Origin of the sequence: Mycobacterium sp. 852002-53434_SCH5985345 (assembly GCF_001667155.1) — a bacterium.
Taxonomy (GTDB): Bacteria; Actinomycetota; Actinomycetes; order Mycobacteriales; family Mycobacteriaceae; genus Mycobacterium.
Map to the genome: position 1 here is coordinate 89,040 of NZ_LZIE01000097.1, position 12,324 is coordinate 101,363.

The 12,324-nt window shown below is 64.6% G+C and carries 12 protein-coding genes; 6 read left to right on the plus strand and 6 right to left on the minus strand.

From position 1 onward, the window contains the following. Positions 1–9: 9 nt before the first annotated feature. The 4 genes from A5756_RS24610 to A5756_RS24625 are packed head-to-tail and all read right to left on the minus strand — an operon-like array spanning position 10 to position 3,876. Positions 10–834, minus strand: a complete 825-nt coding sequence (locus tag A5756_RS24610) for an enoyl-CoA hydratase/isomerase family protein (RefSeq protein WP_066958496.1) — start codon at positions 832–834, stop codon at positions 10–12. Then, positions 831–1,922 carry a hydroxyacid dehydrogenase gene (locus tag A5756_RS24615; RefSeq protein ID WP_066958497.1) on the minus strand — a complete coding sequence of 364 codons (1,092 nt, stop codon included), beginning with the start codon at positions 1,920–1,922 and terminating at the stop codon, positions 831–833. Before A5756_RS24615 ends, A5756_RS24610 begins: the two co-directional genes overlap by 4 nt. Then, the gene (locus A5756_RS24620; RefSeq protein ID WP_066958500.1) at positions 1,919–3,034 is read right to left on the minus strand and encodes a TauD/TfdA family dioxygenase; all 1,116 of its coding nucleotides are present in this window, start codon (positions 3,032–3,034) and stop codon (positions 1,919–1,921) included. Before A5756_RS24620 ends, A5756_RS24615 begins: the two co-directional genes overlap by 4 nt. 32 nt (positions 3,035–3,066) lie before the next feature. Next, positions 3,067–3,876, minus strand: coding sequence for an HpcH/HpaI aldolase/citrate lyase family protein (locus A5756_RS24625; RefSeq protein ID WP_156659809.1), 810 nt, complete (start codon positions 3,874–3,876; stop codon positions 3,067–3,069). Between the two features lie 76 nt (positions 3,877–3,952). Here A5756_RS24625 and A5756_RS24630 point away from each other — a divergent pair, with 76 nt between their 5' ends. From A5756_RS24630 to A5756_RS24640, 3 genes are read left to right on the plus strand one after another with little or no spacing between them, the layout of a single operon-like run. Beyond that, positions 3,953–5,098 carry an acetyl-CoA acetyltransferase gene (locus tag A5756_RS24630; protein ID WP_066958503.1) on the plus strand — a complete coding sequence of 382 codons (1,146 nt, stop codon included), beginning with the start codon at positions 3,953–3,955 and terminating at the stop codon, positions 5,096–5,098. Then, complete coding sequence (locus A5756_RS24635) at positions 5,098–5,526, plus strand: Zn-ribbon domain-containing OB-fold protein (RefSeq protein ID WP_066958506.1); 429 nt, start codon at positions 5,098–5,100, stop codon at positions 5,524–5,526. Before A5756_RS24630 ends, A5756_RS24635 begins: the two co-directional genes overlap by 1 nt. Before the next feature lie 2 nt (positions 5,527–5,528). After that, positions 5,529–6,833 carry an amidohydrolase family protein gene (locus tag A5756_RS24640; protein ID WP_066958507.1) on the plus strand — a complete coding sequence of 435 codons (1,305 nt, stop codon included), beginning with the start codon at positions 5,529–5,531 and terminating at the stop codon, positions 6,831–6,833. 3 nt (positions 6,834–6,836) lie between these two features. Here the strand turns inward: A5756_RS24640 and A5756_RS24645 are convergent, their stop codons facing one another. Beyond that, positions 6,837–8,405, minus strand: coding sequence for a class I adenylate-forming enzyme family protein (locus tag A5756_RS24645; protein WP_066958509.1), 1,569 nt, complete (start codon positions 8,403–8,405; stop codon positions 6,837–6,839). A gap of 56 nt (positions 8,406–8,461) precedes the next feature. Between A5756_RS24645 and A5756_RS24650 the strand changes: the two genes are divergently transcribed. Continuing rightward, on the plus strand, positions 8,462–9,328 hold the full coding sequence (locus tag A5756_RS24650; protein WP_066958511.1) for an SDR family NAD(P)-dependent oxidoreductase: 867 nt from the start codon (positions 8,462–8,464) through the stop codon (positions 9,326–9,328). Between the two features lie 3 nt (positions 9,329–9,331). On the opposite strand, the gene A5756_RS24655 is transcribed toward A5756_RS24650, so the two are convergent. Further along, a complete protein-coding gene (locus A5756_RS24655; protein ID WP_066958513.1) occupies positions 9,332–10,153 on the minus strand; it encodes an enoyl-CoA hydratase/isomerase family protein in 822 nt (273 codons plus the stop codon). Between the two features lie 92 nt (positions 10,154–10,245). Between A5756_RS24655 and A5756_RS24660 the strand changes: the two genes are divergently transcribed. Continuing rightward, positions 10,246–11,505, plus strand: a complete 1,260-nt coding sequence (locus tag A5756_RS24660; protein WP_066958515.1) for a hypothetical protein — start codon at positions 10,246–10,248, stop codon at positions 11,503–11,505. Between the two features lie 8 nt (positions 11,506–11,513). Beyond that, complete coding sequence (locus tag A5756_RS24665; protein WP_066958516.1) at positions 11,514–12,320, plus strand: enoyl-CoA hydratase/isomerase family protein; 807 nt, start codon at positions 11,514–11,516, stop codon at positions 12,318–12,320. The last annotated feature ends 4 nt before the right edge of the window (positions 12,321–12,324 follow it).

Genomic DNA, 12,324 nt, shown 5'->3' on the forward strand with positions numbered 1-12,324 from the left:
ATTGTTGCGCTACAGTGCCTTCCAGTCCGGCTGACGCTTCTCTAGGAAGGCACGCGGCCCCTCGATTGCGTCCTTCGTCAGGGCCACCTTCATTCGGTAGTTCTCGGCGAGCAGCTCGGCTTCATAGATGGGCAGTGTCAACCCCTTGCGCACGGCCATGCGCGAACCTCGCACCGCCAGGGGCGCATTCGAATTCACGATGTTGGCGATCTCCCACGCCCGATCCATGAGCTTGTCGTGGGCCACCACTTCGGTGAAGACTCCCAAGTCGTACGCCCGCCGCGCGTCGAGTTGCTCGTGCTTGCCCATCAAGATCAGCCGCATCGCCACCGGCAGCGGCAGGATCCGGGCGAGCCTGACTCCTTCGCGTCCGGAGCTCACGCCGATGCTGACATGAGGATCCATCAACGTCGCACGCTCGGACGCGATCGTGATGTCGGCGGTGGTAACCAAGTCCATCCCTGCGCCACAGGCGATGCCGTTTACCGCACAGATGATCGGTTTGGTCATCTGAAGCCAGGGTGGCGTCGCCTCCTGCGGCGCATCCCACTGCCGCATCGAGCTGAGGATGGGCTCCCCCTGGTTGTCGATCCCCGCTGCGTTCTCCATGTCGTGGTCGGCAGCCTTGTTGACGTCAGCCCCAACGCACAGCGCGCGGCCGGCGCCGGTGATGATGACCGTCCAGATCTCCTGGGAGCGTTCGATTTCGGCGTACACCTCGGCGAGCTCCGCGATCATCTCGTCGTTGATGGCGTTGAGTACCTCGGGTCGGTTAAGCGTCACGCACGCCGTGTGACCCCGCCGCTCGAATTCAAGGGTGTCGTAATCCGTCACCTGCTGTGGCTCTCTTTCTCCAAAGCCGTTGCGGCGCTGGGACGAAATCCGAATATCTCGTTGAATCTCTCACAGTAGCGCGGCCAGACATCGGGATTCAGCAGCCTGGGCGGCATCCCGCCCGCGAAGATCGCTTGCCATTGGGTCGCTGTGGCGACGGCGATGTCATGGGCGGCTTCCACGGTGATGCCTGCAACGTGGGGTGTGGCGATGACATTGTCGAGGCCTAGCAACGGATTGTCCGGGCGCGGCGGCTCTTCATGGAAGACATCAAGGGCCGCCCCTGCAATGCCTCCGGTGACCAGGGCGTCATACAGCGCGGCTTCGTCGTGAACGGCGCCGCGGGCGGTGGTGATGAAGAACGCGGAGGACTTCATCGCGGCGAACTGTTCGGATCTGAACAAGCCGCGTGTCTCTGCCGTGAGCGGGCAGGTGACCTGAACGAAGTCGGAGCGCTCGACCAGTTCGCCGAGCTCCACCAGGGTCACACCCCGCTGCTGAGCGGTCGCTTCGTCGACATAGGGATCGTGGACCAGGATCTCCATCCCGAAGGGCGCGCACAACTCCACCAGGCGCCCGCCGATGGCGCCCAGACCGACCACCCCGAGCGTCTTTCCCAGCAGCTGACTGCCCCGCAAGGCCAGGCGGTCGCCGAGCGGTCCGCTGCGTAGCGCACGGTCGGCGACGGTGATCTTCTTGGCAAGATCGAGCATGAAGCCGAGCGCGTGCTCGGCGACGGCCTCTGCGCCGGGCCCGGAGTTGTTGCACACCGCGATTCCGGCCCGGGTGCACGCCTCGACGTCGATCACGTCATAGCCGGCGCCCGCCGAGCAGACGGCCAGCAGCTGCTCGCAGCGTTCGACCAGAGCAGGCCCCACCAACCACTGTTCACCTTCGGGAACGGACGCCACATCGGTGCGCGTGGCGACCTGATATCCCTGGGCGGATTCCATTGTTGCCCAATTGTCTTCGGTTGAGGCCGTCAGGTCGAGTTTGATGACGTCAATGTCGCCCGCCTCGAGGATGTCCCCGGCGACGGGGTCGGTCCATCGCTCGTAGACGAGCTTCGCAGTTGGTCTTTCGCTCATTGCTTGAGCTTGGGCTTCGCCTGTGCCGCCTTGAACATGTCGGCGAGTTCGGGGTTGACGTTCTTGTAATCGTTGCGCGCGATCGAGCCGTCCCGGCCCGGGACTATGTCATATCCCAGGCGCAGGTCCTTGTTCTCCATATGGAAGTACTCACGGCCGATCGGCAGTCGCCGATCTTCGCGCGGCACCTCCATCCATGCGCGCAAGAAGCAGCGGGCCTTCTTGGGATCGTTGCTGCTGACGAAGTCGGAACGCGAATGGCACATGGCGAAGTTGTTGGCGACGGCCGCCTCGCCCGACTCGAGTCGGAACTCGACCTGCTGCTCGATCAGAATGTTGCGCAGCAGTTCGATCGCCTCGGTCTGTTCGGGGGTGAACTCCCGGCCGAGTGCGTGCATCGCCGGCAGGATGCTGCTGTAGGTGAAGTTGATGCAGATCCTGCCGTCGATCTGCGAGAACACCGGGACGTCGTACGGTGTCACGTCCGGTTGGTCATCGGGCTGCTCGCTGCGCCGGTGGTGCGGAAACCCCTGATAGAGCACTGGAAGCAGGTCGGGTCGCTCCTGGAGAATCCGGTTGTGCGCGGCCGGACCGCTCGCGAACTGGCTTTCACCGCCCGCGGCCGCCGGGTAGACGCACAGAAGCGACAGGATATCGGCGGCGTCGTTGTGCATGGCCAGCTCCGCACGTGACTTGGTGCCCCGGGCCGGCTGCACACCGTTCGGCAGCACCTCCTCCTGGACCCGAACCATTCGGTGCCCAAACGAGTTGTTGGACACCAGGTAGCCGAGATGGGTACAGAACGCCCAGTAGATGCGCTCGAGGTCCTCGATCGAGTGTTGTTCGACCGGAAATCCGCGCACGCACGCCAGGCCTTTACCGAACATCAGATCCCGGTATAGCCGCGCCAAATCGTCGTCAAGATCGGGGTGGCGGGCATCCTCGGGGGTAATGTCGTCGCGGTCCTTTTTCGACGTCTTGGCCAAGATCGATTCCAAGGCAGCGACATTGCGGGCCGATAGGTCGAAAGCGAAATCATCCTTGCTCGAGAAGTCGTCGCCAGTCCAGGACATCGGGTCGGCAACTTGCTCGGTGTAGATCGCGGTGGGCATCCGTCCTCCTGTTGTGGTGGCGAGGCTTTCGGCTATCGGCGTTGTCCTTGGTTACTACCTGCGGGGCGGCTGTCGAGCTCTCGCAACGCGCGTGCGCGGGCCGTCGCCGCGTCGGTCATCATCCCGATGTCCGTACCGGCCGAAATGAAACGCAGACCAAGATCTGTGAAGCGTTTCAGCAGGTCAACGGACTTGATGCCGGCTATTCCCAGCGCCACGCCGCGTGCACGACAAGCCGCCGCGACCGATTCTACTGCATGGCGGAAATGGGCATTCTCATAGTCGCCATGGATGCCCATTTCAGCCGTCAGATCGCTCGGACCGAGAAGTATCATGTCGATACCCTCAACAGCGGCGATCGCGTCTGCGGCGTCCACCGCTTTCGGCGTCTCGATCATGACCGCGACCACCGTACGACGCTCGAGTACATCGGTGAGTTCGGCCGGTGACCTCGGTTGGTAGCCGCTGACTGCGTTCGGCCCGGAGATGGAGCGGTGTCCGATGGGAGGAAACCGAGCCGCATCGACGATGGCTGCCGCTTCATCGCTCGAATTAACGTGCGGCACAATGATTCCGATTGCGCCATTGTCGATGACGCGAGCGATGACACTCGGATCGTGAGACGGCACCCGGACCAGCCCCGAGATGCCTGCTCCCAATGCGCTGGCGCAAAGCATCGCCGCCGTCTCCAGCGACGTGGAGGTGTGCTCGAGGTCGACGTAGACCGCGTCGTATCCGCATGCTGCCGCGATCGCCGGAACATCGGGGGTTCGCGCGTTCAGCAGCGCCAGGCAAAGTACCAGTCCGTCGCCCCGTAACGCCTCCCGCAGTGGTTCCCGCACACGCTCACGGTAGCCCACTGAGAACGTTCATTCCATCATGTCGTTAATGGCATTATCAATGTGGTAACCATTACGTATGTCAGCAAAGCGGGTCGCTATCGTGGGCGCCGGCCTGTCGGATTGTGGACGGGCGCCCGACAAGACCGCGATGGCGTTGATGGCTCAATCCTCGCGCCGCGCCATCGCCGACGCCGGTTTGACGAAAGACGACATCGACGGCTTCGGCGGCCATGGGACTTTGCTGCCGCCCGTCGAGGTGAGCGAGTACCTTGGCCTGCGGCCGTCCTGGGTCGACGCGACCAACGTAGGCGGATCGTCCTGGGAGGTAATGGCGGGGCACGCCGCCGATGCCATTGCCACCGGCGCGATCGACGTGGCACTGCTGACGTACGGATCAACGGCGCGCTCCGACGTGAAACGTCGCCTACGAGCATCAGCGGCGGCAATGAGCAGCGGCGGCGCCATGCAGTACGAGGCTCCGTACGGGGCCACCCTTATCGCAAAGTACGCGATGGCCGCCAGGCGACACATGATCGAATACGGCACCACCGCAGAACAATTAGCCGAAGTCGCGGTCGCGGCCCACGAGTGGGCAGCGATGAACGACGATGCTTTCGAGCGCGACCGGATAACGGCCGACGATGTCGCCGCAGCACCGATGCTGGCCGATCCCTTCACCTCCAAGCACGTGTGTCTGCGCACCGACGGTGGCGGCGCTGTCGTGCTGGCGAGCGAGCGGGTGGCGAAGGATTGCGCCAAGGAGCCCGTCTGGATTCTCGGAGCCGCCGACGCGACATCACATGTCAGCATGAGCGAGTGGGCCGACTTCACCACGTCGGCCGCCGCGTTGTCTGGCCCACGTGCGTTCGCGCAAGCCGGCGTCGACCCAGCCGACATCGACGTGTGTCAGCTTTATGACTCGTTCACCTCCACCGTGCTACTCACGGTGGAGGACTTGGGCTTCTGCGCCAAGGGCGACGGCGGACAGTTCATCGCATCGGGTGCGCTGCGTCCGGGTGGGGCGTTACCGACCAACACCGACGGCGGCGGTCTGGCCTCCTGCCACCCGGGTATGCGGGGAATGTTCCTCATGGTCGAAGCGACTCGACAGCTTCGCGGGGAATGCGGGCCCAGACAGGTTGACCACGCGCGTCTGGCATGCGTGCATGCGATGGGCGGATTCTTCACCCACAGCGCCACGATGATCCTCGGGAGGCAATGATGGACGTGCCGGTGGCCGCGAACCGGCCCACCATCGACTGCGACAGCCAACCCTGGTGGCAGGCCATCCAGGATCGCCGACTGATGATCAACGCCTGTTCGGGGTGTGGCCGGAACTCGTTGTACGTACGTCCGTTCTGCCCGCACTGCTGGAGCGAGGACGTCGCGCTGGCACCGGCGTCCGGGCGGGCACGGCTCTACACGTGGACCGTGGTGCACCAGAATGCGGCACCCTTCGATACGCACACGCCGTACGTGGTGGCAATGGTGGATCTCACCGAGGGGCCCCGGCTGATGACGGTCCTCGAAGACTGCCCGGCCGAAAGCCTCTGCGCCGATATGGAACTCACCATCGCCTTTCGCGATGACGGTGACGGCTTCATTGTCCCGGTCTTCCGGCCGGTCGCAGCAGGTGTTGGAAAGGAATAGGGATGAACAAAGAAGACATGATCCTGATCAGTGTCGACGACCATATCGTTGAGCCGCCCGACATGTTCAAAAACCATCTGCCCCAGAAGTACCTGGACGAGGCGCCGCGGTTGGTACACAACCCCGATGGTTCAGACACCTGGCGATTCCGCGACGTGGTGATCCCAAACGTGGCGCTCAACGCGGTGGCGGGCAGGCCGAAGGAGGAATACGGGATCGAGCCGCAGGGTCTCGATGAGATTCGGCCCGGCTGCTGGCAGGTCGACGAGCGCATCAAAGATATGAATGCCGGCGGTATTCTCGGCTCGATCTGCTTCCCGTCGTTCCCCGGGTTCGCCGGCCGACTGTTCGTCACCGAGGATCCTGAATTCAGCCTGGCCCTCCTCCAGGGGTATAACGACTGGCACGTCGAGGAGTGGTGCGCGGCCTACCCGGCCCGATTCATTCCGATGACGCTGCCGGTGATTTGGGATGCCGAACTGTGCGCCAGGGAGATCCGCCGCAATGCCGAACGCGGTGTGCACGCATTGACGTTCACGGAAAACCCGGCGGCCATGGGATATCCGAGCTTTCACGACGACTACTGGACACCGATGTGGGAAGCATTGGTCGACACCGACACCGTGATGAACGTCCATATCGGGTCATCCGGCAAGTTGGCGATCACCGCCCCGGACGCGCCGATGGATGTGATGATCACGTTGCAGCCGATGAACATCGTGCAGGCCGCGGCGGATCTGTTGTGGTCCAAGCCGATCAAGAAGTACAAGGACCTCAAGATCGCGCTGTCGGAGGGCGGGACGGGCTGGATTCCCTACTTTCTCGAGCGTGCCGACCGCACCTACGAGATGCACTCCACCTGGACCGGTCAGGACTTCGGTAAGCAGAAGCCGTCCGAGGTCTTTCGCGATCACTTCCTGACCTGTTTCATCTCCGACCACACCGGAGTGGCGCTGCGCAACGAGATCGGGATCGACAACATCTGCTGGGAAGCCGATTACCCGCACAGCGACAGCATGTGGCCCGGCGCCCCCGAACAGCTGCACGAGGTGCTGCAGCGCAACAACGTGCCCGACGACGAGGTCAACAAGATGACCTACCAGAACGCGATGCGCTGGTATCACTGGGATCCGTTCACCTCTCACATCGCTAGGGAACAGGCCACCGTGGGCGCCCTGCGGAAGTCCGCCGAAGGGCACGACGTCTCCATCCGGGCGCTGTCCAAGCACGACCACGGCAAGGGGTCTGACTGGCAGGCTCACTTGAGCAAGCTGACCATGAACACGACTGGCAAATCAGACGGCTGACGCTCAACCAGTTTCGGCGAGGCGGTCTGCAAGCACCCGCGTCCGCCCCGCCGAGCGCGCAGCGAGCGTGTTGCGCTGGACCTTGCCGCTGGCATTGACCGGCAGCGGCTCGTTCCAGAACACCAGTTCCTCGGGCAACTTGTACTTGGGCAGTCCCGCCGAGATCAGCGCGTCGGTGACCTTCGCGAGCGACATGTCGACGTCGGCGTCGAGCACCATGGCGACGGCGAGTCGCTCGCCGGTCGTGGCGTCAGCCACCGAGTATGCCGCGCACTCGCGGACCCCGGCGATCCGGGCGACGGCCTCCTCCACCTCGACAGCCGCGATCTTCAGACCGTTGCGAATGATGATGTCCTTCAGGCGCCCGACGATGCGCACCCGGCCTTCGGAGATTTCGGCCACGTCGCCGGTACGGAACCAGTCGCCATCGAACGCCCGCGCGTCGTCGTCGGCGTCGGTGTACCCGAGGAACGTGTGCGGGCCCCGAATGCAGCACTCGGTCGGATCCCCCGGGGATCCAATCCTCACCTCGACGTCTTGCAGCGCGACACCGTCGTCGGCGTGACGCACGCCCGCAGTCTCCGACCGCAGACCAGAGGTGCTCACTGGCACTTCGGACGAACCGTAGGCGCGCATCACAATGATCCCGAAATCGTCTTCGATGCGCGTGACGATCCGCCGATCCAGCACTGTCCCGCCCAAATAAACCGCTTGCAGCGGCACGTCCAGCCCGCGCGTCACCGACTCGTCGAGCAGCCGGTCCAGCAAGCGATCGGGTCCGCCGTACCACGTCGCGCCCGACGAGACCAGCAGCTCGCAGGTTTCGGCGGCATCCCAGTTGTCCTCGAGGATGACGGGCGCGCAGAGCATCGGCGCGATGATTAACGCCTGCAGCGCTCCGGTCACCGACGCGAGCGGACTGATGAGAAAGATCCGGTCGGCCGGGCCGAGTCCGGCCGCCGCGATGTAATTTGACGACGCCTTCATCAGCGTGCTCTGCGAGTGGATGACCCCCTTGGGCGCCGAGGTGGTTCCCGACGTGTAGAGCACCAGGCAGGGCTCGTCGGCCGCACGCCGGGATGCGTACGCAGTCTGCGGTGTGCAATCGGCGTCCAAAGAGATCCAGGCCAATTGCGCGGACATCCCCTTCCGCGGGGCCGCAGGCCAATTCGGCGCGACACCGAACTGCGCTCCCGTGCGCGCGATGATGTCGGCCACCTGCGCCTCGCCGGCGCTACGAGCGACCAGCAGGACGACGGCGTCGAGGCGCAACGTCGCATGGACGGCAACCACTGAATCCACGTCGTTACCCACGACCACAACGGTCGGTGTCGACGCTCCGACGCCCGAAGCCGCCAAAGCGCCACAGGCCGCATCGATGCGCGCGTCGAGTTCGGCATAGCTGAGCTCCGCCCCCCGGGCGCGCAGAGCCAGCTTCTCCGGATGTCGTGCCGCGGCGGCACGAACGACGTCGGCGGGCTGGTCCGACCAGAACCCCGCCTCGCGGTATCGGTCCCGCAATGCCACGGCTCGCCGCTGCGCACACTGCAGCAGCGCGGGCGCGCCGCTCATGGATGTCCTCCGATGCAAACGATGGTTCTCACTGAGAGTAAATGTAACCTCTCACCATGCCGTCAATGAATTTCGATAATCAGGTTGCCATCGTCACCGGTGCAGGCGGAGGCCTCGGCCGCTGTCACGCCCTCGAACTCGCCCGCCGGGGGGCCCGCGTGGTGGTCAACGACCTGGGCAGCGCAGTGGACGGCACCGGTGCATCGATATCGGCCGCGCAGGCAGTGGTTGACGAGATCACGTCGGCGGGCGGCACGGCGATCGCCAGCGGTGACTCGGTCGCTACCGAGGAGGGCGGCGCGGCCATCGTGGCGGCGGCGACGGACACATTCGGACGGGTCGACATTCTCATCAACAACGCGGGAATCCTGCGTGACGCGGCATTCAAGAACATGACCGCCGAACAGGTGGAAGCGGTCATTTCCGTTCACCTGTCCGGGGCGTTCCACGTCACCCGCGCGGTATGGCCGGTCATGCGCGAGCAGAACTATGGACGAATAGTCCAAACGACCTCGGGTACCGGCTTGTTCGGAAACTTCGGGCAGGCCAATTACGGTGCGGCCAAGATGGGGCTCGTCGGCATGATGCACGTGCTCGCCATCGAGGGAGCGCGAAACGGCATCGCGATCAACGCTGTCGCCCCCATCGCACGGACGCGCATGACCGAGACCATTATGGGCGAAGCCGGTAAGGCGATGGACCCTGAGTTGGTGACTCCGGTCGTGGTTTACCTGTCGCACCGCGACTGCGACCGCACCGCCCACATCTATTCGGTCGGGGCGGGCAAGGTCTCACGGGTCTTCATCGGCGTGACCAAAGGGATCGAGAACACCTCGCTCACTGCAGAATCCGTGGCCGAGGCGATCGACGAGATCGATGACGCCGCGACGTTCACGATCCGCGGTGGGCCAGTCAAGGAGTGAGAATCAGCGGCCCAAGAATCGCGGTTCGCGGCGCTCCGCGAACGACCGCAGGCCCTCCTGAAGGTCGGTGGTGCGCGACACCGCCTCCTGTGCCCATGCCTCCTGCTCGAAAGCTCGGTCACGGCCGGACTCCGAGGACACCAAGAGCAGTCGCTTGGTGTGCCCGAGCATCACTGTCGGTCCGGCCGCAAGCCGGGCGGCCAGCTCCCCGGCGACCTCATCGGTAGCGTCCGGTCCGACCACGCGGTTGACCAGCCCCAGCCGCTCACTGCTGGCGGCGTCGACGGGCTCGCCGAGCATCAACAGCTCCGTGGCCTTGCGCAGCCCCACGATCCTCGTCAGCAGATGAATGGCGCCGGAATCGGGAAGCACACCGCGGTGCACGAATGCCGCGACAAGCTTTGCCTCCGTGGACATCACGACGAGATCGCAGGCGAGAACCAGGCTGATTCCTGCGCCAGCCGCGGTGCCCTTCACCGCAGCGACCACGGGCTTATCGCAATCGAGGATCGATGAGACCAAGCGCTGCCAGCCGTTCTGCAGCATCCGAGCGACGTCCCCTGACCGCTTGTCGCCCGCCGGTGGCCGGGGTGCCGATCCAGGCAAGCCGGCCCCGGCGCAGAAGTGCCGCTGCCCCGTCGCGCCCAGTAACACCGCACGCACCGCTGGATTTTCGCCGGCGCGTTGGAACGCGTCGATCAGCGCGTCACGAGCCAACGGTGACAACGAATTTCCCACATTGGGGCGATCGATGGTGATGCGGCAAACACCGTCCGCACCAACGGCCTCCAGGATCCCTGGCTGCTCCTCGCTCAACTCACTCACCCCTGCCGTTAACGGCGTTTCCGCTTTTCGGGTATCTTAATTTCCATACTCGTACCGGGCCACGATATTCGCCAGAACTGAGGAGGCGTGCCATGACCCGCTCCTCTCAATCGGGCCAAATCACCGATGAGGGGCTGTCCAGGTTGCGTGCCACCATCGGCATCGCCGTTCCGCACACCCAGCCACCGCACTACGTCCGCCCCAACGAGGACACTTTCCGCCACGTCGCCGAGGCCTACGGCGACGCCAATCCCATGTGGGCTGATCCGGACTACGCCGCGAAGTCGGTGTGGGGTGAGTCGATCGCGCCGCCGGCACTGGTCGGTGGTGACACGTTGATCGGCGAAGACGAAGTCACCGAGCTCTCCGAGGAGGATCGGGCCCTGACCAAGGGCGACCCGCTGCGCGGGGTGCATGCGTTTTACGCGTCGTCCGCACGAGAGTGGTGGGCTCCGCTGCGCGCCAACCACCGAGTGTTTAGGCGCAATGCGCTGGTCGCCGCGCTCGACAAAAGCAGTGAGTTCGCCGGACGGGCGATTCACGAGTGGTCGGCGCAAGTCTTCCGGGACGACGAGGGCACCATCCTCGGCGGCCAATACCGCAACATGATCCGCACCGAGCGCAGCAAGGCCCGGGGCCGCAAGAAATACGAGTCGATCGAACTCAAGAACTGGACTGCCGAGGAGATCGCCGAGATCGACGAAAGCTACGCGCGCGAATGCCCGCGTGGTGCCGAACCGCGGTGGTGGGAAGACCTCAACGAGGGCGAAGCAATCGGCACATTGACCAAGGGGCCGCTCACCGTCACCGACATGGTTTGCTGGCATGTCGGCATGGGCACAGGCATGTACGGGGTGCGTCCCCTGCGGTTGGCGTGGCGCAACCGGCAACGCATTCCCCGCTTCTACACCCCGAACGACCACGGCGTGCCCGATGCGCAGCAGCGTGTGCACTGGGAACCGGATGCGGCCCGAAATGCCGGCAACCCGACCACTTTCGATTACGGCCGGATGCGTGAGACGTGGTTGATCCATCTGTGTACGGACTGGATGGGGGACGACGCCTGGTTGTGGAAGCTGGACTGTGAGTTCCGGTTGTTCAACTACGTGGGCGATCTGCACACCATCACCGGCACCGTGACTCGAAAGTACCTTGCCGAAGGCGAGCGCCCCGCGGTCGATGTCGAACTCGCGGCGACCAACCACCGCAACGAGGTCACGGCACCGGGACACGCGACCATCCTGTTACCCAGCCGGGACCGCGGCCCGGTCCGGCTGCCCGACCCGCCCGGCGGAGCGGCGAACCTGGCGGATCTGCTCACGGTCGTATCAGCTGAATTCGCAGGACGATGACAGCTGCCGTGACATATGCGAGCGTTCCCGGACTGCGGGCCGAGCGGCAAGGCCCGGTTCTGTGCCTCACCCTGGACCGCGCCGAGCGGCGCAACGCAGTCGATGACACCATGCTGGACGCACTGATCGGACATCTCGCCGCCGCAGGCGTCGATGAGGCGGTGCGCGTCATCCGCATCGACGCCGATGGTCCGGACTTCTGCGCGGGCTCGGATCTCATCGCGAACAACACGAAATCCGAGCGCAAACCGCGAGTGGGCAGTACGCAGCGCCGACTCCCCAACAAGGCCAACCGGCTCATCCCGCTGATGCTGGAGACCCAGGTGCCGATCGTCGCCGTGGTCCGCGGCTGGGCGGCCGGCCTGGGGTTCCACATCGCAGTAGCTTGCGACTTCTGCGTGGCCGCCGATGACGCTCGCTTCTGGGAACCGTTCATGGCCCGCGGCTTCACACCCGACAGTGGCGCCGCCTGGCTGCTGCCCCGCTTGATCGGGATGGTGCGCACCCGACAGCTGCTGATGCTCGGCGAGGAGATCTCCGGCGCCACCGCGGCCGACTGGGGCATCATCCACCACACGTGCGCGCCCTTTCAATTGGACGCTGCCGCAGAGGAACTTGTCACCAAACTCGGTGAGGCGCCCACGGTTGCCCTAGGGCTCACCAAGTGGCTGCTGCACAGCGGCAACGGACTCGACCTGGACCGCCATCTCCAGAACGAGGCCATGGCGCTGGAGTTATCAAGCCGCAGCGACGATTTCAAGGAGGGTCTGGCGGCCTTCCGTGACAAACGCGACGCGAAGTTCCAAGGCCGTTGACGGG

Bases quoted from the DNA above. Each gene is read 5' to 3' on its own strand.
- A5756_RS24635 (WP_066958506.1), top strand. From the start codon at position 5,098: ATGGACGTGCCGGTGGCCGCGAACCGGCCCACCATCGACTGCGACAGC.
- A5756_RS24645 (WP_066958509.1), bottom strand. From the start codon at position 8,405: ATGAGCGGCGCGCCCGCGCTGCTGCAGTGTGCGCAGCGGCGAGCCGTG.
- A5756_RS24630 (WP_066958503.1), top strand. From the start codon at position 3,953: ATGTCAGCAAAGCGGGTCGCTATCGTGGGCGCCGGCCTGTCGGATTGT.
- A5756_RS24640 (WP_066958507.1), top strand. From the start codon at position 5,529: ATGAACAAAGAAGACATGATCCTGATCAGTGTCGACGACCATATCGTT.
- A5756_RS24620 (WP_066958500.1), bottom strand. From the start codon at position 3,034: ATGCCCACCGCGATCTACACCGAGCAAGTTGCCGACCCGATGTCCTGG.
- A5756_RS24615 (WP_066958497.1), bottom strand. From the start codon at position 1,922: ATGAGCGAAAGACCAACTGCGAAGCTCGTCTACGAGCGATGGACCGAC.
- A5756_RS24650 (WP_066958511.1), top strand. From the start codon at position 8,462: ATGCCGTCAATGAATTTCGATAATCAGGTTGCCATCGTCACCGGTGCA.
- A5756_RS24660 (WP_066958515.1), top strand. From the start codon at position 10,246: ATGACCCGCTCCTCTCAATCGGGCCAAATCACCGATGAGGGGCTGTCC.